The following is a 20,951-nucleotide window of genomic DNA, read 5'->3' as shown; positions in this document are numbered from 1 at the left end:
TGAAATCACTCCAATTATTTAGGCTTTAAAACTAAGGTGACTGGCCTAAAGAAATGATCCAATTTGTCTTGGAAAAATAAATCATTTTTTGCCTAAGACATTTTATGAAACTTCGATGGAGATTTCTTTGACCATGAAGTTTCGTGCTTTAGAGCATGCATTAGAAAATAATGCGACCATTTAGATTCCTCCTTGTAAAGAGAACTACACTTATAGTAGCATCTGTTAACTTAAAATACAATTTTTGTAAATTTTTAGTTATATGGATCATTTCATATTTGAAATCTTGTATAGCTATCTATGTTGATTTCATACACATGAATTTTATTTGCCTATTTAACCCTACATATCAACCTTTTCTTGTGGTATATAAATCAGAAGCTTCATCGAAATAGAATCTACGTTTACCTTTTCCAAATACAACGAGCATAATATGGATAAACAGTACAACCGTTAAGATAAAGTTTAGAACCATTGTTCCAATTTGGAGGAAAACCGAAACATGATAATAAGGCGATTCCATAGAGATTTGAGATTGATTTAAAACCATTATCACGAAGGTAATAAAAAATGTTACATAAATTGCAGCAAAACGCTTAAATAGGCGATTCACTGTAGAACTACGACTTTCTTTACTATCGTAGCGGAAACGCATGATAAATGTTCCAACTGTTCGACCATTCCAAAGTATTGGAATCACAAAGAAAAAGACAAATAGAGAAATAGATCGTATTAGAAATTCATTTACTTCATTTGTGCTCGTAACATGTAGAATAATTTGAGTCACCGTATCAGAAATAAATAAATCAATAACAACTGATAGTAATACAGACATCGGTTTTACTTCATCTAGTTTTAATAAAAGATCTGCCTTTTCATGGATTTTGTCTTTAGATGGGAATAGTGCTAATACTGCTGGTGCAATAAAGAATCCGACAATCCCACCCAATGTATTTAACATTAAATCATCAACATCAAAAATTCGGTAGGCACAGTTGTAAAGCCCATATATCCCAGTTACTTGTGTTAATTCATAAAATAATGTCAATAAAAATGTAAGTCCTAGTGCCATAGGCCATTTTTTCTTTTGTTGTAAGAAATAACGCAAGTAAACACCAAAAGGCATTAATAACATAAAATTAAAAAATGCTTGGTAGAATGCCGACTGTTTAAATAAATTTATATAAGTTCCGGGTTGTGACCACATAATTCCGCTATTTTTAAACATATCAATTACAAACTGGAATGGTACTAATGAATAATGTTGTGTTCCAGGTTCTTGCATTGAACAAGTATCTCGAATAGTTGGTAAAGGTAATAACACTAAAAATAGAGCGGACAAAAAGTAAAAAATAAATGAAAACGATATTATCGTCGTTGATAATGGCATAAATCCATATTTGCGATATGTATAAATAAGCCATGGAATCCAAATTACAAATGCTAACAGTATAAATGTATAAATCGCAATAATAATCGGTTGTGAATAAGCACCCATCTCTCTCATCGCTCCTTTTCTAAAACTTGAATGGAAATAGACATTCAGAAATCCTTCACTTAAGTATTCCCGAATGTCTATTATTAAAAGCATATAATAGGCTAAATGTTATTCTCCTGTAGCAATATGTTCCTTACAAAAAGTTAAGATCATTTCTTCTTCGTCATCTTCAAGTGCAAAATCTAATAATTTTTCATTTGCTTTTGCAATGAAAAAATAATTAGCTAGAGAAATTTCGCTATCTTTTTTTGCAATAATTGCTCGAATTTCAAGTCCGCCTTCTGTGTAAAGTTCATCATCTTCATCAACTTCAATATCCAGCAAAAATTCGAAGCGTTCTCCTTCAATAATATTTGTTGGATCTAAAATTTCTTCCATTGTATATGCTAAAATATCCAATCATATCGCTCCTTTTACATCTTTCATTACTTTATAATATAGGAAAATGGCAATTAGTAAAGTTTTATGATAAAAATAGTCGATAACATAAGGGAGCGTGAAAAAATGCAAGAACTTTTCTATTATCAAGATGTCATGATGAAAGAATTTGATGCAACGATTATAAAGCAAGAAGTGGATGAAGAAGGACGAAAATATATCGTTTTAGACAACACTGCCTTTTATCCAACTGGTGGTGGACAACCCCATGATACAGGTATGATAAAGGGTGTGAAAGTCATTGATGTGGAGAAAATTGATGGTGAAATTCGACATTATGTAACTGAGTCTTTACCCGAGTTTACAACACAAGTTCATGGTGTACTAGATTGGCAACGTCGTTTCGATCATATGCAACAACATGCTGGTCAACATATATTAACAGCCGCTTTTGTCGAACTTTTCAATTATCCGACAGTAAGCTTCCATCTTGGGACAGAAACGTTAACAATCGACATTGATACAGCAAAGATCTCTGATGAGGAGCTTGCTTCAGTCGAAAAAAGAGCGAATGATATTATTTTAGAAAACCGTCCTATCGAAACAAAATGGGTAACAGAGAAAGAACTAGCAAATTACACTTTACGCAAAGCTGTCGCCGTCACTGGAGAAATACGTCTAGTCATTATTCCAGATTTCGACTATAACGGCTGTGGAGGTACTCATCCTACTTCTACAGGACAAGTTCAAGCCATTAAGATTTTAACGACTGAAAAACAAAAGAAAAAAACGCGTGTACATTTTGTTTGTGGAGGACGTGTACTGCATGAATTACATTGGCGTAAAAAAGAATTATCGGATACAGCTCGTCTTGCAAATTCTCCAGAGGAAGGAACAGTACAAGCTGTCACAAAGCTATTACAAACCCAAAAAGGACTTGAAAAAGCTTTAGCTGATGCTAATAATCAATTAATCGCTTTTGAAGCAAAGAGTTTATTACAAGAATCCGATGAGCATCTTATTCGCAAAACCTTTACATCCCGTTCCGTTCAGGAATTACAACAACTGGCACGCGTTATTATATCAGCAAATGAGGAAACCACTGCACTATTCGTTTCGGAGCAGGCAGATAAATTACAATTTGTGGCGGCAAAAGGGGCAGCAGCTCAGTTTGGTAGCATGAAGGAAATTGCAAACACTATTTTGCCAGTTATTCATGGTAAGGGTGGCGGCAATGATACCTTTGTCCAAGGTGGCGGTGAAGCTACTATTTCTTCTGAAGAATTGCTTGAACAGATGACAAAAGTATTAGCATAGTATAAAAGGACGTTTCCTCTATTATAAGAAACGTCCTTTTATCATCTATCCTCTATAATAACTAATTGCAATTTGTATGATTAAAATAAGGGTAATCATTCTTAATAGTGTATTTACATATTTGGTGTTCATTTTTCGTGCTACACGCACAGCAACCTGAGCTCCAATTGTTGCGCCAATCATTAAAGCAATGGTTAAACCCCACATAATCTTTCCTGTAGCAATGTAAGAAATCGCTGAACCGAAGCAACCTGCAAACGCCCCTACCCTTGTAAGTCCAACAGCACGAATATAAGCAATTTTTTCATGTGCATATAAATACATTTGTAGCGTGCCACTACCTGGACCGAACATACCATCATACATACTAATTCCTAGCAATGAAGGAACTGTTAGTTTATTAAGCTTAAATAGAGCATCTCCATCAAAATCACTTTTACTAAAAAAAGAAGTAACAAATGCGAAGGCCAGTAATATAATAGCGATCATTGTTAATGTGCCATCGCTTAAAAGTGAAGCGATGACTCCACCAAGAGCCCCACCGACCAAACACATAATAAGAACAGTAAACGATTCTTTTAATGTTATCTCTTTTTCTTTGAAAATAACAAGAAAGCTTGTAAAAGAACTAACAGTATTTGAAACTTTATTTGCTCCAATTGCAGAATGAGTAGGTAACCCCATTAGAAGCATTGTCGGTAAAGTAATTAGCCCTCCACCACCACATAATACCCCGATAAAATTCCCCAAGAATCCAATGATCATAAAAACCAAAAATTCCATTTTTACACCCTACTTTGTGTATAGTTTGTCATCCTAGATTAACAATCAGTATCAGACTTACTTACTGAATGTATGAACTCCTTATATAAGCTCTTTAATTATAGCGTAAATTAATTAAGTTCTTTTCATATTATGGAAAAAACCTATGGGTACAATTAGTACCCACAGGTTTATATGATAATCCCGTTAATATCTATCATAGATTAGTCAAATATTTTCCCAGTAGTGAAAATCATTGATGGATGTACTGCCATTTTCTCGACAAAACGATTCCAATCTTCAATCATTGTATTGAAATGGAAGGCATCTGGTTTACCTGCAGGATAAGAAATAAACTCTGCATCCGCATAAAATTCATCCCAATCATTTTGCTCCTGATAGCGCTCAAGCAGGCTACCAGCTTCCACTTTCTTCTGGAATTCTGCAAATGCAGCTGGTAAAACTTCCAGAAAAACAGATTTAATATTTTCTTCTTGTATATGACTACGCATAATAGTTGCCCAATGCAATATAACACGCTCATCTAATTTTGCGTATTTATTATTTTGACGTGTGTATGGATAATGTTTGGACTCTTCTTGACGTTTATTAATATCTTCAATTTTATACAGTGTAAATGATTGATAGACTTTGCTTAGTTTTTCTTTCAAACGTAGAGATAGATCTTCTTTACGTGATAGAACCTCTAATTTCATACCCAAATAGCCCAGTTCTACTCCAAGTTGTTCTTCGCTAACAGCCGTTGATTTCTGATTGATAAGCCATTTATGGGCAGAGTGATAGAAAGCTCCTGCGGCCGCTAAATCATTAGGAGTATATAAATCCTCAGGTAATAAAATACATTGAGAATAGACCTTAGATACTACCAAACGGAGAATGTCTCCCATAAAGTATGAATCTCTTTCAAGCCATTCATCTTTGGTGCCTTTAATATAAGCATAATCAGGATAGATTCCGATAAATTGTTCGTATTGTTGTATTTTACGTTCATATAGAGCGGTAATTGACTTTCTCATTAACTCTTTTTCATCATTGATCTCATTTCTCTCAAAGAAGGTGCCTACTGTTTCAACATAAGCATTTAAGAGACGTTCAAAGCCACGACCTAAAATGTCATTTAATTTCTTAAGCTGTTGTTCTTTCTCTTTCCCTTCAAAATCACGATGAATTCGGGCTTTATATGTGCAATATTCAGAAGCTAAAAAATTTATATGTTCGCTAATAGCAGCAATTCTTTCAAACGATAATCCACCTCTTGCACTAACATTGAATTCAACCATTTTCCAAAAAATTTCCTTAGGTAAACCATTTGATTCAATTTCTTCCTTTGTTAGTGCTTGCACTTTCATGCGCTTATTAGCAGAAAAATGTTGAGGCAATCTATTTTCGGCATCTTGTTTATATTGTTCTTTTATTTTTTCTATTTTTTTGAAATTTAATTTACTTTCTAGATTTCTTTGGTCATTCTGCGTATCATGCTCATTGAATGACACAGATAGTAAAGGCCAACTCTCATGTTCCTTCATGTCCTTTTAAAGGGCCCCCTTTTCAAATTTTCGACCAAATTGAATAATACTTAAAAGCATTATGATTATTCTATCAATAATTGTGACATGCGACTAGAGAATTTTTCACTATTACTTTGCTATTACTTTGGTTTATTACAATATTCACAGTTTTTTCATTTTTCAGTTTCCATATAAAAAAACAAAACTCACCTGCTATTAGGTAAGTTCTGCACTTTAGTATTTGTAGTTCTTCAATAATATTTCAATTTCTTTATAACCCAGTTTTTCTGCATGTTCGATTGGTGTTACACCATCTTTATCTGCAATATTCGGATTTGCTTGGTGTTGCAGTAACATTTGTACGCATTCTTGATATTTTTTACCCCCATCGCCTAAAATAATTGCTTCGAGTAATGCTGTCCATCCTAAATTATTTATGTGATTTACATCAATTTCTGTTTTGTTTAATAACAACTTTAAGACCTCTAGATTGCCATGTTCAGCAGCTGGTATTAAAGCTGTGCTACCATAGCGATCTGTAACAGTAGGGTCAGCACCTGATTGTATCATGAGTTTCAAAATATTCAAGTATCCTTCTGCTGCAGCATATAAAAATGGGGTATTTTGCAAATCGTCTTGAATATTCACGTCGGCCCCAATATCTATTAACATTTTAGCGATATCTACATCATTGTTATATGTAGCAATCATCAGAGGAGTACGGCCACTGTCATTTTGTTGATCTAAATCCGCACCGGCTCTTATCAGTTTTTTTACTGCATATAAATCTTGTTTATGAACAGCGTTCAAGAGCGTCATTTGCCCATCTTTACCTTTGGTATATTTCATTAATGCAAAGCCTAAAGATAGTGCAGCCATTGCAGCTTTATGACTTTTTTTCATGTACTCTCCTCATTCCCCATCTGCTCTGTTCCTTAATAAGCGAGCCCTACCCTTGTATATAAGAATTGTTGTTTGAAGCATTCTTCATACGCAAATTTGGCAGTATCACCTACTGTTATCTTTTCCCCATTCAAAGGTAATTTATTTTTTTCTATTCGATATTTTCCTAATGCTTCTCCGTCTGGTAAGTAGGTTGGGCATACGATTGTCCAATCCACATTTGATTCTGCTAGCATTTTATACACTTTGGCGTGTTCCTCAGCAGCAAATGTTAATTTCTGTTTGGATTCACTCGATTGAAATCGGAATTTTCCAGGTTCCGTACGGCTATCTAAAATTCCTGCCGTGCCTATAGTGACGATTCTTTTTATATGATGTTTCTTCATCGTGGAAATAATATGTGGAATACCTTCTGATAAGGTTGTTGTTCGATCTGTACCTAATGCACTAATTACTACATCGGCACCAATAACTGTATTTTCAATATCTTCTTCATTAAATACATTTCCCTGAAGAATGATTAAATTGGCATGGTTTTTTAATTTTGATGGTGTACGTACAAGTGCTTTTACTTCATGTCCATCTTGCAATGCCAAACGTACCATTTCGCCACCAACTCTTCCAGTTGCTCCTAAAATAGCCAGCTTCATATAGAATTTTCCCTCCTAGCTTCTATCTAGTCATTATTTTATCATTGCGTGTATTTCTTATAAAATGATGTGGCTATTGGGCAAAGGGCTCGGCTGTTCGCCATCGGAAAGCGATGCTGATTCTAACATAATTCATATTCCACACCTTTAAAAAAGGCTGTTCAAGAGTTTACATAGTTACTCTTGAACAGCCTTTGTCTATTTATTTTTCTTTCGTTCTTCTTTTTTCTCTTGCTCTACATCTTGATTTTTATCATATACCTTATAAATTCTTTCTAACATCGGTGGATGTGTATAACGGAACCATTTTACAAGGAGTGGTGGATTTACTTCACTTAAACCAGCCTTCGTAAGCTTTTGGAATGAGGTAACAGCTGCCATATGATCTCCTGTTAATTCTAGTGCATAGTTGTCGGCTCTTGATTCCTGATATCTCGAAATATAATTCGATAACGGACTAGATGCAAATAACAGAAAAGAGGTAACTAGTAAAAATAATGGCATCGAACGAAGATTGCCTATTTTGTTAATTTTTAATGCTTTTCCATAACGTGCAATAATCCAATTCATCATTTTCGCTGCAAGCCAAAGACCAACAAATGATAGTAGTATATAACAAGCTATTCCGATATAAATATGCTTTTCTACATAGTGCCCCATTTCATGTGCCATGATGAAAAGAATTTCTCTATCTGTTAATCGATTTAATGTCGTATCCCATAATACAATTCGCGAATTCCTTCCGATTCCTGTAACATAGGCATTCATAGCATTCGTCTTTTCTGCCATATTTACTTCATAGACATGGTCCGATGGAATATTCGCTTGGTCTGCTAATGCTAGAATTTTGGCTTCTAATTCTTTATTTTGTAATGGATAAAAATCATTATATAAAGGGTCAATTACTACCGGTTGCACAAACATGACAAAAATTGAAAACGGAATGGATAACAGCCAAGCATATAGCCACCATCTCTTTGTGCTTTTTTTAATTAGCCAATAAACAACTGTCATTACTATTACTGACGTTACAAAATTAACCCCAAAATCAATTAATCCATCCTTCATCCATGAAGGAAAAGTCTGAGTGCTTATCCCATAGTCTTTACTTAAATGATATCTGTAAAAATCCAATGGCCATAATACGATATACATAAGAAGTGATAGCCAAAATACATAAATGATCGTTTGGAAAAGTGTTGACTTAGCACGCGAAACTGACCATTTTTCAAACAATTGAGAAAGACCAGCAAGTAAAACAAATAAATAGATTAGCCACTCAAATGGTGTCGCTACAAAAAATAGGAAATTTCTAATTTTTGAAAATTCCTCGCTCAACAATAATTCGTGTTGTGTCATAAATACTGCTGGGTCTGCAACAGTCCCCTTCAATGCTGCAGGTATCTCTCCACTACCACTATGGAAAATATAAAAATACATTCCTACAGCATATATCGCATACAACACTAGAGCTATAAAACCCATTTTCTTTGCCATGTCATCTCCACCTTGTTCAGTCTGTCCTATATTTTAATGTAGTCGTAAGAAAAAAATATAGAACGAATTTACCAACATCATTAGTATTGAAATTTAACTCTTAATATTGCACTAATTGTTATTACCCCTTGTTCAATTGGTGTTGTAACACTCTGACTCGCGAAAGCAGCGGATTTGTATAATATAGGCTCATTAGCTCCCTCTTCGATAATCTCAATTGGTGTTGGGGGATTATGTAAGTGCATTGTCTCAGCTATCGTATTTGCTTTTGATTGTGCATCTCGAAGGGCCAAAGATAAAGCCTCATGATAATACTGTTCTGAATGTTCAACTTTGAATTGAATTCCCGAAACACTATTTGCACCGTTTTTTACTGCAGTATCTATGACAGTACCTACTTGACTAACATCTCTTATCTTTACAGTAATGGTATTCGTTACTTCATATCCTCTAAAAACTTGTTTACCTTCAATATAGTCATATTTTGGAGAAATAGTATAAGATGCTGTTTGTATATCTTCTCGTGGGATGCCAAGTGCCAAAAGCGATTGAATAACACGATCCATCGTCACAGCATTTTCTCCCGCTGCATCACTCACCGTTTTACCATTCGTAATAACTTCCACCTGAAGTTGGACATAATTTGGAGTAGCAGTAACTTCTCCATTTCCCTTTACAGTTATGATACGTAATGGATCACATGGCTTTTGGTGAACGTTTTGATTATACACAGGATTCCACCTTCCATATTTATTCATACTGCTTATCCTATGCTTTTTTTATTGAAAACTTGTCATTGAAATTTTTTTAAATCGTTTGACCAATAATTTTACGGTTTTGTGTCGAAACGTCCACAACAAAAAAGAAAAGCTTCGACGAAAAAATATCCTGTTTTCTCTATCGAAACTTTATTTTGCAATTCCTATGCTGTTTTATGATCCGCAGGGAGCCAAAATGCAACAAATGAAAAAATGGGTAACACTGAAATAAAAATCATCGTAGTTAAAATTCCATAATGGTCCATCATCATACCAATAACAACTGAACCAATGGCGCCCATGCCAAAGGCAAGTCCCACCGTTAAACCAGCCATCGTACCAACTTTACTTGGCACCAATTCTTGAGCGTAAATAACCGTAACAGAAAAACTTAACATAATGAAAAATCCTATTACAGCAAGAAATATTATAACTAACCATAAAGGTATATATGGCAGCATAAGTGCTAATGGCATTGGAACTAAAAATGATAACAATATCACATTTTTTCTCCCCATTCGATCAGCCATTGGACCACCAAAGAATGTTCCAACAGCGCCAATTGCAAGGAAGATAAAGATCAATAATTGACCTTTTTGAATCGTTAAATGATATTTATCCATTAAATAAAATATATAAAAGTTGGTCATATTCGTAACATAAAATGAGCGGATAAAAATAACTCCCATTAATAGACCAATCGCAATTCCTATTTGCTTTTTCGATAAAGTAGGCAAATTAGAAACCAATACTTTTTTTGTTTTTGCTACACTTTCTTCTTCTAATTGTTTTTTATACCATACAGATATTCTTGACAGCAGAAGAATTCCAACAGCTGCTACGATTAAAAACCAAGCTGCACCAATTTGACCAAATGGTACAAGAACAAATGCGCTAATCAGTGGTGCTAATGCTTGTCCAGAGTTTCCACCAACTTGGTAAATGGATTGAGATAGTCCCCGTTTTGATCCCGCTGCCATAAAGCTAACTTTTGAACCTTCTGGATGGAAAATAGCAGAACCTAAACCTAAAAAAATAACAGACAATAGAATCATCCAATAATTCGAAGCAATAGCAATTCCCAAAAGACCTACAAATGTACAAGACATTCCTAGTGGCAGTGCATATGGTTTGGGATTACGATCACTAAAAAAACCAACAACTGGTTGTAATACAGAAGATACCATATTTAATACAAACGTAATGAGGCCTAATTGTGTAAATGTTAAACCAATTTCTTTTTCTAATACTGGAAACATCGCAGGGACTACTGCCTGCAACGTATCATTAAATAGATGGCAAATCCCAATTGCAACCATGATAGGATAAATAGGATTCCCTAAAGTGGACCTTGCCATTGTTGTCGTTGACACGATAAATTCTCACTTCCTTTAAATTCCAATATTTTAAGTATTTTAATTATAACAATTTTTTAATACTATTCATCACTTAATACGAGAATATTCCCTTTTTTCTTGTTCATACTAATTGCGATTAGAAAGAGGAGTGAATAAAAAATGGAGAACTTTTTTGAAGTGAACTTCTGGGAAATGATACTTAGAACAACTCTTTCCTTTATAGTATTGCTTTTTTTAGCACGTCTACTCGGTAAAAAACAATTAAGCCAACTCACTTATTTCCACTATATTACCGGTATTACCATTGGGTCTACAGCAGCTCAAGTCGCTTCAGTGGAAGAAACTCCATTTATTGATGGTATGATTTCATTAATATGGTGGGTAATATTAACAATTATCGCAAGTATGGTCGCACTAAAATCCTCAAAACTTCGTAATATTGTGGATGGTAGCCCAACTGTTATTATTAAAAACGGTGAGCTTTCTGTTCAAGCAATGAAAACATCTAAACTTCACATGGATGACCTTCTTATGATGCTTCGCGAGCAATCCGTTTTCTCTATCCAAGATGTTCACTATGCAATATTAGAAACAAATGGCCAACTTAGTATCTTAAAAAAACCTGCAGAACAATCATCTACAAAACAAGATGTAAAAGCAGACGTTTCCATACCACCTCATATTCCTATTGAGGTAATCGCGGATGGACATATTGTGTGGAATACAATGGAGGAAATGAATTTAACAGAGGATTTACTAATGAAAAAGCTTAAGAAAAAAAATATAGAAAATATCGAAGAAGTATTTTATGCACAACTTCAACCTAATGGCTCTTTATATATATGTACTCGAGAAGAAAATAAAGCAAGCCAAAATGACAAATCCGAGTAAATGAGCCATCAATATATATGATTCCCTAGAATTCCCCAGGAAATAACAATAATGAATCGACATTCTTTTATGCCAAAAAGGAGTTGTACCCGTAAAGTACAACTCCTTTTGACTGTAGACAAACTCGAAGAAATTCGCGTTTTCTACGTTTTTTTTTCTATTAAACTGTTGATTTCCATGGAAGCTTTCCGTGGGTGGAGCCATCTTCGCTCCAATCAACTAAACGTGTAATAACAGAATCATTATATTTATTTTTTCAAATACGGATTTATTCATAAATTTCTAGTAATGCTTTTTTCATCGGTTCTCGTACATTTACTTTCGAGCGAATTGTTTTTGCTATTTGTTCCGCTTCTTCTACCGTTTTCGCTTGTCCAAGTTCTAGTAACGTTGCCGTTGCCATCGTGCCAGCACGGCCACTTCCGCTACCACAATGAAAGAAAACCTTTTTGTCATCATGATAAGCATTCATCACTTCATTTACCGCATTCTTAATAGATGGTACTATTTCTGCTTCCTCATCTGCAAGAGGTGCATGAATTCGTGTATAATTTACTTTCCCTGGCTCTGCTACTCGTAAATCAATTACTACATCAATATTTTCGTTTGCAATAGCTGCTTCAGCATCAGCTGCTCCTCCAAAGAAAATTCGATTTTTTACTAATTCTTGATAGTTTTTCTCCATATCTATCCCTCTTCGTGAAGTAATTCTTTGATTTCTTCATAATGTGGCATTGCTGTAATAGCACCGGCCTTTGTTGCTGCGTAAGCACCTAGCTTGTTCGCAAAATGAACGTATTGATAAGCAGTGGCCATTGATTTTGGCATACCATATAAGTGAACTTGACGAAGGATACCTGCCATAAATGCATCACCTGCACCTGTTGTATCCACACAGTCAATTTTAATAGAAGGAACTTGCTTAATTTCCTCATTAAATACTACATATGCACCCTTTTCACCAACAGTTATCATAATCAGTGGGATATCAAAATGTTTCAAAGCTTGAATGCCATCTTCTAATGTATCTGTTTGTGTTAAGAAAAATAGTTCTTCATCTGCTAGTTTCAATAAATCGGCATCTTTCAAGAAAATAGAAATTGTATCATGACAAATTTGTGGGCTTTCCCATCTAAGTGGACGAATATTCGCATCCATTGCCACAAGTACTTTGTGTTTTTTCGCAAATGAAATAGCTTTTTTTGTAGTTTCTAATGCGATAGGATGGAACATCGTATTAGAGCAAAAATTGAAAATAGAGGCACGTTTAAACGCTTCTTCTTGTAAATATTCTTTTTCCACTTGGAGATCTGGTGTTTCATCTATATAATCTGTAAAAATTCGTTCATTTCCTTCAGTTAAATGAACATGCACTCCACTTACTCGTTTTTCTGGAATGATTTTTGCGTAATCCATAATGACGCCTTCGTTGTCTAATTCATAACGAACAAAATCAGACGTTTCATCATCCCCTGTTAAAGTGATCAATGCAGAAGGTGCACCTATTCGGCTGATACCAGCAGCCACATTCACAGTTGCTCCACCCAAAAACTTAGTAAACGACGTATTCGTAGTATCATTAGCTATAAAATCAACGAATGCATCCCCATAGACGAGAACGAATTCTTTATTGGATTCTAACATTTCGAAGCTCCTTCACAAATATCTTCCTCCTATCGTACCATGAAGTCTGACAACACAAAAGTATCTAATGAAATAATTTAGGTAAAAAATCATAAGATGCGAAAAAATTCACTGTTATTTGGATAAATTCTTCAAATTATATCTAACCTAAGCAAATGTTCCTTACCTTTGCTATACTAGGTTCTAAAGGAGTCTGATAGATATGGAGATTACTGTAAGACCTGCACAATTAACAGATGCCACATATGCAGCACCTTTAATCATTGATGCCATCGGTGAAATCGCTAATCGCCTTACAGGTGAAGATGAGCTTCAAGCTATTCTAACTGAATTAGAAGTGTTATTTAAACGCACAGATAACAGACATTCTTATAAAAACACTTACGTAGCTGAAATCGCTGGTGAAGTGGCTGGTATCATGGTTGTCTATGGTGGAGATCAAGCACCTACACTAGATAATAATCTTGAAAAATGGTTAACCGCAAAAGGTGCAACAATTCAAAGTATAGAAGTCGAGGCACGAACTGATGAGTTCTATATTGATACAATTTGCACAGCACAACAATTCCGTGGTCAAGGCGTAGGTACAGTATTATTAAAATATGCTGATATTGTAGCGAAGGAAAAAGGCTATCATAAAGTTTCCTTAAGCGTTGAGAAACCAAAAGAACGTGCTCGACATCTATATGAGAAAATGGGATTTGTATTCTCAGAACCTTGGACGATTATAGGAGAAGAATTTGATCATATGGTGAAGGAAGTTTAATCCTTTCCAGGACACTAGATTTAACAAAAGACAGGCAAATTACCTGTCTTTTGTTCTTCATATTAATTAAATATTTTTGTATTTAATTTTACTAAAGAATTTCACTATATTTCATTCATACCGAATCCCCTGCGACATTTCCTCTAACACTTGATTATTTAAGATACGTATAGAAAATCGACTTTTTTCAATAATCCCTCGCTCGCATAAATTACGAATCACTCGATTTACATGTCGATGTGATGTACCGAGTAAATCGGCAATTTCTCCAATATTGGTTGTTTGTAACTCCAGGCCAAACTCATTATCTGGCGTGGTTGTGGACAATAAATAACTTGCAAAACGATTTTCCACCGATGCAAGTAAATTAACACGAGACGCAATTGTACCTGTTTGGAGCTTATAGCTTAAATGTTTCAAAAGATCCTGTAAAAACAATGGATTTTTCATCTCAAAATTGTATATATAATCAAACGGTAAAGCGATACATAAGCACTCTGTTACGGCTGTTATTTGTGATTGTACCGGCACATGACGTACTAGCTCGATATCACCAATAATTGCAAGTGGATGATTAAATCGTAACAATAGAGATTTGCCTGTTTCTACACTTGAGGTTGCTTTTACCTTACCCTCTACTAAGTAGAGCAATGAATGTAGTTCTATTCCCTCATGTAATATAATCTCTCCTGCCTCATAGCTTTGAAGGGAAAATGGTTGTGTATCAACATCTCCGAAGATCTCCTGAAACTTATATTCAGTTAATTTTTTATGAAGCACTGTCGAATCCTCAATAATTTTCATATAATATCTCCCTTTTGGACATATGTCCTTTTTCATTATAATTTGAGTTGTTATGATGGTTGAAGTAAAAAAAACACAAAGTAGCGTTTTGTTCTAAGAAAATTGCTATTCATGTTATAATTCTTCTTTAGTATTTTTATATACAGGAGTGTTAATATGAACAAAAATTTAATATATCCATTGCTGATTGTTATTGGATCGAGCTCATATGGAATTTTATCTACAATCATCAAAGTTGCTATGCAACATGGCTTTGAAACGAAGGAAGCTGTTACTAGCCAATATGTAATCGGTTTCTTGCTTGCATTAGTCTTATTCATCATTACTCAACGTTCTTTGCCGAAGTTAACTGGTAAAGGATTTTTAATAATTATGCTTTCTGGATTATTAACTGGGAACACAGGGATTGTTTATGGACAAGCTGTACACTACCTACCTGCTTCCCTTGCAGTTGTTATGCTATTCCAATTTACTTGGATTGGTCTATTTTTAGATTGCATAATTCGTCGTCGACGACCAACACGTAGTGAGTTAATCTCCGTTGTATTCCTTGTCATCGGTACAATTTTTGCCGCAGGAATTTTAGATGTGGATTTAAGTGGGCTCGATTGGCGTGGATGGGTATTTGGTTTGGCATCCGCACTTAGCTTTGCTTGCTTTATGCAATTCAATTCAAAACCAGTTGAGGGAATATCAACAATTGGTCGTATGACGATTATGTCATTCTTTGCTATGCTTATTGTTTGTGTATTCCAAGCACCAGAAATTATGATTAACGGAAAATTATTTGGATCTGAACTATTATACTTTGGTCTAGCTCTTGGTTTCTTCGGAATCATTTTACCGATACTACTATTTACTATCTCTGTTCCTAAAGTTGGAGGGGGACTAGCATCTATTTTAAGTGCGATGGAGCTTCCAGTAGCTATTATTGCTTCTGTCATTGTACTTCACGAAAAACTAACGTTGCTTCAAGTAGGTGGTATTGTTTTAGTATTAGTGGGCATGACTTTACCAACCATTTTACAAAAAAGGCCTGCTAAATAGCACGACTTCACACTTATTTCGCAAACTCCCTTTCTTATTTTGCTACAATGATTTATGCAACTAGAAGGGAGTTTTTTTAATGAAAAAAATAGCAATGTTATTCATGGCATTAGCAACAACTACAGCTCTTGCAGCATGTAATAATAACACAAATACAACAAACGATACGAAAAAAGAAGCAGCACCAATAAAGGCGACTTTAACTGTTCCTGAAACAGCAAAAATTGGTGACAAAGTTGAATTAAAAGTTGATGTAACACAAGATGGTAAAGCTGTTACAAATGCTGAAGATGTTGCATTTGAAGTTAAAAACAATGACACAAATTCTGATAAAATGGTAACCGCTAAATTACAAGATGATGCATATGTTGCTTCTTATGATGTGAAAGATGCAGGTAAATATAAAATCACAGCACATATTTCTGCAAAAGATGGTGGACATGCAATGCCAAACGCAGACATGACTGTTGCAAAAGATGCTACATCTTCAGAACATGCTACACACAATGACCATAAATCCACAACTGAATCAGCTACAGAAGAACATGATCATCATCATGATGTAGCCATCACATACAATCATAAGCATACTGTAGCGAAAGACAAAGAGATTAATCTAAGTGTCTCTTTAAAACATGATGGCAAAGCATTATCTAAGGCAAGTGTACATTATCAAGTTCTTCCGCAATTTAAAGGTGGAAAGCCAACATGGATTACTTTAGAAGAAACTTCTAATGGCACATATGAAGGTAAATATACATTTACACAAGCAGGGAAATATCAACTTAAACTCCATGTTGAAAATGATGAAGGTCTACATTCACATGAAGTGAAAGAGTTTATTGTAAAATAACATTATATCCATATTTTTTATCACACTAAAAAGCCTGAATGGAAATTGTTTTCCATTCAGGCTTTACTATTGCTATTTTCTATTAGAGCTAGAATCAATCATAAATGTTGAGATAATAAATACCCCAAAACTAATTAACAAAATTGTGCCACCAACAATATAAAAGATTAATGCAAATGTATCATTAATTCCGAATGGTTTTAATGTATTTAACCACATACCAACAGTTAAACCAATTGAACCAATAATTGCTGTCCAACCATGAATAGCTACTAATTTAGTGGACTTAATTTTAAATACGCTATAGAAAATTCCCCATGCAAAAACAGAAAGCCAGCCAACCACTAGAATATGTGCATGGATTGGGCGAAATTGATAACTACCTGAACCAGCCATATGAGAACCTAAAAAGGCACCAATTAAACCAAAAATTGCAGCTAAGCGAATTAAACGAATACCCCATTTTCTTTCCATCATGTTTTACCTCCATAGAATTCAAACTTTTAATGCTATAGTGTAAATATAATGGTTGAATATGAACTCTATATGAACGCTATATTACAAATGTGGAAGTGTAATGATAAAGGTCGTCCCCTTGCCAAGCTTACTTATCACCTCTATATGACCTTCATGTAGATGGACAACTTGCTCTACAATAGATAGCCCCAGTCCTGTACCATCTTTTGTACGCGATTCATCCGCACGATAAAAACGTTCAAATAACTGTTTCTTTGTCACATCGCTCATACCAATCCCTGTATCCTGTATTCGCACAATTACTTCCTGTATAGTTGATTCCAGTGAAATTTGAATATCCCCATTTAGATGGTTATATTTTATCGCATTGGTCAATAAATTCTCCCAAACATTTTCTAATAGACCAGCATCACCATTAAAAGTAGTTGGCTCTAAAGTCATAGAAAGATTAATCCCTTCCTCATCCAACCACCAACGATATTTTTGTATCGTCGTTTTCAATTGTTGATCCAGCGAATACTCCTTTCTCACCATACGACGCGATGATTGATCAAGCGAGGTCAATAATAATAGCTGCTTTGTAAGTGTCGATAATCGATGCGTTTCAGACTCAATAATAGCTGCGTAATTTTGGCGTTCCTCATCAGTAATATGTTTTTCCTTTAACAATCCTGCATACCCTTGAATGTTAAGTAACGGTGACTGAAAATCATGCGAAACATTGCTGATAAACTCTTTCCGTATCAATTCATTTTCTTGTAATTGGCTCATCATCGTATTAAAACTTGTTGCAAGTTGCCCAATTTCATCTTTCCTCTCAATTTTCAGTGGCGTATCGAATCGTTCATTTGCAATACGCTTTGTTGCTGAGGTAAGTTCTGTGATTGGTCTAATCAATAATTTCGCAAAATACAACATTGCTACTAAACTAATAATGCCCATAGAGAGAGTCCATCCACCCATAATTGTATGCACTTCATTAAATAATAGCTTTATGTCCGGTCTTAAAAACATCGCGTAGTTTTTATGATGATATTGGAATGGAACACCGACTGTATTCGACATATGATTGGCAAAGAAGCCTGTTACAAAGGTTTCTCTTGGGAAATCGCGCATACCATGATAGATCTTCCCATCAAGAACATTTTGAATAGTTGATACAGGTAAATCTTTCACACGATAATTTCCACCATAAAATTTATGCATGTTATGATCATCAACAAGATAAATTTGGTACCCCACATCACCAATTGTATTTAAATAATGATCTAAATTAAGATCTGGCACCTCATTAATATGTTTAATAATTGACTGAGCAATTGCTACGTTTTTTGCATCATTTTTAGGCTTTGTTACTTGATGATAGTATGTGTTCGTAATTAAAAACCCAGCGATCGAGCTTAAAAACATAATTAAAATGGTTGCTAATAAAAACTTGCTGTACAAGGATTTCATTTTGGATGCACCTCTAGCTTATAACCAATTCCACGAATCGTTACGATTTCTACATCTGTTACAATTTTCCCTAATCGTTCGCGTATTCGTTTAATATGCGTATTTAATGTTTGCTCATCCCCTTCATAATCAAATCCCCATACCTTTTCCATAATGTCTGCTCTTTCAAACACTTGATTTGGACGGGAAGCAAGTAAAGTAAATACCTCAAATTCTTTTAATGGCATAAATAAAGTGCTTTGACCAGCAGAGACTTCGAAACTTTTCCGATTAATCGTAACAGAACCTACCCGCAGTATAGCATCACTAGGTTTATCGTAACGACGTAGGATTGCTGCAATACGGTATAAGAGCTCTTTAGGTTCAAAGGGCTTTACCATATAATCATCTGAACCAGCTATAAACCCCTTCTCCTTATCTTCCAATTCGCCTTTTGCTGTTAGTAGCAATATCGGCAAATCTAATTTCTCACGTATACGTTTTGTCAGTTCATATCCATTCATTCCAGGCATCATCACATCTACTACTGCCAAATCAGGTATTTCTGTTTCTAAAATACCTAATGCCTGTATACCGTTTTCCGCCTTTAATACTAGATAACCAGCTTGTGTTAAATGAATACGTACTAAATCTAAAATATTCTTATCATCATCTACAATTAAAATTTTAGACACTTCAATTGCTCCATTTCCCAGTCTTTTTCTTCCATTTTAGCGAAGGAGCCGTTAGGACTATACCTAACGGCTCAACTTATGCAAAAAATCCGATAAATAATATGATGATGATTGGTACAAATACGATTAAATAGCCCATTGGTCTAGCAAAATTGATGGTCCATCCAATCCCAAATCTTTTTTCTACAAAAAGCGATGGATCGTCTTTATTAAAATAGAATAATCCGCCCTTCCAATAACGATCATCATCTACATCGGTAATACCACCTGAAAAACTAGAGTGATCTCCGATTTCTTCTAAATTACTTACTTTGACTGAAAAAATAATACTACCTATTAAGATCACTAATATAAATGTTATAAATATAGTCAGCATAATACCATTTCCTACTATGCCATGATGAATAGTTGTTAACTGTAGAAAACTAAATAAGATGGTAATAAGGAAAGCTGTTAAAAACATAAACCAACTAGTGTATTTTCTTTTCACTAATTGTTTATGAGCTGATTTTTCACGATTAATAACACTTATCTTCATACCAGAACGCTTCGTTCCTTCAGTTAAAGCAGCAAACAATGCTTGCATAATCAACATAATAAGCGGTAACGAAATGACTGAAAAGCGATTCTTTTCCGTAAAAGCATCAGGTTCTCCGTTTGGTCCCCAATGTGTTGGAATCTGTTCAGGTAGAAGAGAATATTGAAAGTACGTATAAATAATTAATATTACTGGAACAAAAGCTAGACTTATAAAATAAGAAAGTGGCAGCATCTCATCCTGCTCACGTAATGAAGTATCTACTACCTTTACTTCTGTTAAATCCGCTCCCCATTGATGTTGTTGCTTCTTTATTCTCAATTTCCGATGAAAATATGCATAGAATAACATACTTATTATCATTAGGAGAAACATTATTGCTGTGCCAACAATGATTTGAAGATCCTCACTTTGAATTACGAGAATCGACCAAATGCTATAACCAACTAACAAAAGCAGCCAAATACTTGCTATAGCGATACTATAGATTTTTTTCGCTTGCATAACCAATTGGTCCTCTAAATGCGAAGCAGGAATCGTAACGCCAAATACTACTGTCTTTTTTAAAAGATAAGGTATAAATATTTGAACTATTCCAACAAAACATATCATAATAAATGAAATCCAGAAACCAATCATAACTAGCCTCCTATTGCAGTTTTTTTATAATCCTTTGAATTATCTCTTCAAAATCATTCATCTCTAAACCATAGACAATACCTTCAGCCACTGCAGGTCGAAGTAATTTTTCCATGTAGTCTAACTGCTGTGGACTAACTTTGCCCTTCTCATTAAATGCATTCACACTTGCACCTGATTTCGGCAGAATTGAAATCAGCCCTTTTTTCTCTAATTCATGATAGCTTTTATTAACTGTATGCATATTAACACCTAAATCGGCAGCAAGTGATCGTACAGAAGGTAGCGATTCACCTGATTTTATATCTCCATTGGCAATACCCTCAATGATTTGTTGTGTTAATTGGGTATATATAGGGACATCTGTATTGGGTTCAATTTGAATAAACATTTAATCGCTCCAATCTGTTCTATATATATTATAACAAAGCATTAAGAAAAAAAGTCACATGTTATCAGAAACTTAAATCCTAAAAACTAAAAATGTTACAATAAAAAAAGCACAACTGAATA

At 34.6% G+C, this 20,951-nt stretch carries 22 protein-coding genes; 5 read left to right on the top strand and 17 right to left on the bottom strand.

What is annotated here, in order from left to right; all coding sequences use genetic code 11:
- Positions 1–349 precede the first annotated feature (349 nt).
- Both ABE048_RS06320 and ABE048_RS06315 read right to left on the bottom strand, forming a co-directional pair.
- The gene (locus tag ABE048_RS06320; RefSeq protein WP_430309960.1) at positions 350–1,498 is read right to left on the bottom strand and encodes a VanZ family protein; all 1,149 of its coding nucleotides are present in this window, start codon (positions 1,496–1,498) and stop codon (positions 350–352) included.
- 108 nt (positions 1,499–1,606) lie between these two features.
- Positions 1,607–1,897: a DUF6509 family protein gene (locus ABE048_RS06315; RefSeq protein WP_430309958.1), complete on the bottom strand. Its 291-nt coding sequence runs from the start codon at positions 1,895–1,897 to the stop codon at positions 1,607–1,609.
- Between the two features lie 66 nt (positions 1,898–1,963).
- Between ABE048_RS06315 and ABE048_RS06310 the strand changes: the two genes are divergently transcribed.
- Positions 1,964–3,193: an alanyl-tRNA editing protein gene (locus ABE048_RS06310; RefSeq protein ID WP_430309957.1), complete on the top strand. Its 1,230-nt coding sequence runs from the start codon at positions 1,964–1,966 to the stop codon at positions 3,191–3,193.
- Between the two features lie 45 nt (positions 3,194–3,238).
- Here the strand turns inward: ABE048_RS06310 and ABE048_RS06305 are convergent, their stop codons facing one another.
- The 7 genes from ABE048_RS06305 to ABE048_RS06275 form a co-directional block, all read right to left on the bottom strand.
- Entirely contained in the window at positions 3,239–3,976 is a 738-nt protein-coding gene (locus ABE048_RS06305; protein ID WP_430309956.1) for a sulfite exporter TauE/SafE family protein, read from the bottom strand.
- 203 nt (positions 3,977–4,179) lie between these two features.
- Complete coding sequence (locus ABE048_RS06300) at positions 4,180–5,502, bottom strand: hypothetical protein (protein WP_430309955.1); 1,323 nt, start codon at positions 5,500–5,502, stop codon at positions 4,180–4,182.
- Positions 5,503–5,718: 216 nt separating this feature from the next.
- Entirely contained in the window at positions 5,719–6,387 is a 669-nt protein-coding gene (locus tag ABE048_RS06295) for an ankyrin repeat domain-containing protein (RefSeq protein WP_430309954.1), read from the bottom strand.
- A 32-nt stretch (positions 6,388–6,419) separates the two neighbouring features.
- On the bottom strand, positions 6,420–7,037 hold the full coding sequence (locus tag ABE048_RS06290) for an NAD(P)-dependent oxidoreductase (RefSeq protein ID WP_430309953.1): 618 nt from the start codon (positions 7,035–7,037) through the stop codon (positions 6,420–6,422).
- Between the two features lie 198 nt (positions 7,038–7,235).
- Entirely contained in the window at positions 7,236–8,534 is a 1,299-nt protein-coding gene (locus ABE048_RS06285; protein WP_430309952.1) for a M48 family metallopeptidase, read from the bottom strand.
- 80 nt (positions 8,535–8,614) lie between these two features.
- Positions 8,615–9,265: an SIMPL domain-containing protein gene (locus tag ABE048_RS06280; protein WP_430309950.1), complete on the bottom strand. Its 651-nt coding sequence runs from the start codon at positions 9,263–9,265 to the stop codon at positions 8,615–8,617.
- A 191-nt stretch (positions 9,266–9,456) separates the two neighbouring features.
- A complete protein-coding gene (locus ABE048_RS06275; protein WP_430310037.1) occupies positions 9,457–10,650 on the bottom strand; it encodes an MFS transporter in 1,194 nt (397 codons plus the stop codon).
- A 159-nt stretch (positions 10,651–10,809) separates the two neighbouring features.
- Between ABE048_RS06275 and ABE048_RS06270 the strand changes: the two genes are divergently transcribed.
- Complete coding sequence (locus ABE048_RS06270; protein ID WP_430309949.1) at positions 10,810–11,541, top strand: DUF421 domain-containing protein; 732 nt, start codon at positions 10,810–10,812, stop codon at positions 11,539–11,541.
- A 268-nt stretch (positions 11,542–11,809) separates the two neighbouring features.
- Here ABE048_RS06270 and ABE048_RS06265 read toward each other — a convergent pair whose 3' ends face one another.
- Positions 11,810–12,226: a protein-tyrosine phosphatase family protein gene (locus ABE048_RS06265; protein ID WP_430309948.1), complete on the bottom strand. Its 417-nt coding sequence runs from the start codon at positions 12,224–12,226 to the stop codon at positions 11,810–11,812.
- Between the two features lie 2 nt (positions 12,227–12,228).
- The gene (locus ABE048_RS06260; protein WP_430309946.1) at positions 12,229–13,185 is read right to left on the bottom strand and encodes a carbohydrate kinase family protein; all 957 of its coding nucleotides are present in this window, start codon (positions 13,183–13,185) and stop codon (positions 12,229–12,231) included.
- 202 nt (positions 13,186–13,387) lie between these two features.
- On the opposite strand from ABE048_RS06260, the gene ABE048_RS06255 reads away from it, so the two are divergent.
- Positions 13,388–13,951 carry an N-acetyltransferase family protein gene (locus ABE048_RS06255; protein WP_430309944.1) on the top strand — a complete coding sequence of 188 codons (564 nt, stop codon included), beginning with the start codon at positions 13,388–13,390 and terminating at the stop codon, positions 13,949–13,951.
- A 111-nt stretch (positions 13,952–14,062) separates the two neighbouring features.
- On the opposite strand, the gene ABE048_RS06250 is transcribed toward ABE048_RS06255, so the two are convergent.
- Positions 14,063–14,755, bottom strand: coding sequence for a Crp/Fnr family transcriptional regulator (locus ABE048_RS06250; protein WP_430309943.1), 693 nt, complete (start codon positions 14,753–14,755; stop codon positions 14,063–14,065).
- Positions 14,756–14,911: 156 nt separating this feature from the next.
- Between ABE048_RS06250 and ABE048_RS06245 the strand changes: the two genes are divergently transcribed.
- Positions 14,912–15,802 carry an EamA family transporter gene (locus ABE048_RS06245; RefSeq protein ID WP_430309941.1) on the top strand — a complete coding sequence of 297 codons (891 nt, stop codon included), beginning with the start codon at positions 14,912–14,914 and terminating at the stop codon, positions 15,800–15,802.
- A 79-nt stretch (positions 15,803–15,881) separates the two neighbouring features.
- Positions 15,882–16,655 (top strand): FixH family protein, encoded by a 774-nt coding sequence (locus ABE048_RS06240; protein WP_430309940.1) that lies wholly within the window; start codon positions 15,882–15,884, stop codon positions 16,653–16,655.
- A 72-nt stretch (positions 16,656–16,727) separates the two neighbouring features.
- On the opposite strand, the gene ABE048_RS06235 is transcribed toward ABE048_RS06240, so the two are convergent.
- The 5 genes from ABE048_RS06235 to ABE048_RS06215 form a co-directional block, all read right to left on the bottom strand.
- Positions 16,728–17,129, bottom strand: a complete 402-nt coding sequence (locus tag ABE048_RS06235) for a hypothetical protein (protein WP_430309938.1) — start codon at positions 17,127–17,129, stop codon at positions 16,728–16,730.
- A gap of 84 nt (positions 17,130–17,213) precedes the next feature.
- Positions 17,214–18,587 carry a sensor histidine kinase gene (locus ABE048_RS06230; RefSeq protein WP_430309937.1) on the bottom strand — a complete coding sequence of 458 codons (1,374 nt, stop codon included), beginning with the start codon at positions 18,585–18,587 and terminating at the stop codon, positions 17,214–17,216.
- A complete protein-coding gene (locus tag ABE048_RS06225; protein ID WP_430309936.1) occupies positions 18,584–19,261 on the bottom strand; it encodes a response regulator transcription factor in 678 nt (225 codons plus the stop codon). The genes ABE048_RS06230 and ABE048_RS06225 overlap by 4 nt, the downstream gene beginning before the upstream one ends.
- Before the next feature lie 76 nt (positions 19,262–19,337).
- Positions 19,338–20,438 (bottom strand): DUF1648 domain-containing protein, encoded by a 1,101-nt coding sequence (locus ABE048_RS06220; protein ID WP_430309935.1) that lies wholly within the window; start codon positions 20,436–20,438, stop codon positions 19,338–19,340.
- 10 nt (positions 20,439–20,448) lie between these two features.
- Positions 20,449–20,829 (bottom strand): GntR family transcriptional regulator, encoded by a 381-nt coding sequence (locus tag ABE048_RS06215; RefSeq protein ID WP_430309933.1) that lies wholly within the window; start codon positions 20,827–20,829, stop codon positions 20,449–20,451.
- Between the last annotated feature and the right edge of the window lie 122 nt (positions 20,830–20,951).

The organism is Rummeliibacillus pycnus (assembly GCF_050459865.1).
GTDB lineage: Bacteria > Bacillota > Bacilli > Bacillales_A > Planococcaceae > Rummeliibacillus > Rummeliibacillus pycnus_B.
The sequence above is the reverse complement of the archived record's forward strand: the minus strand, read 5'-3'. Positions and strand labels throughout refer to the sequence as shown.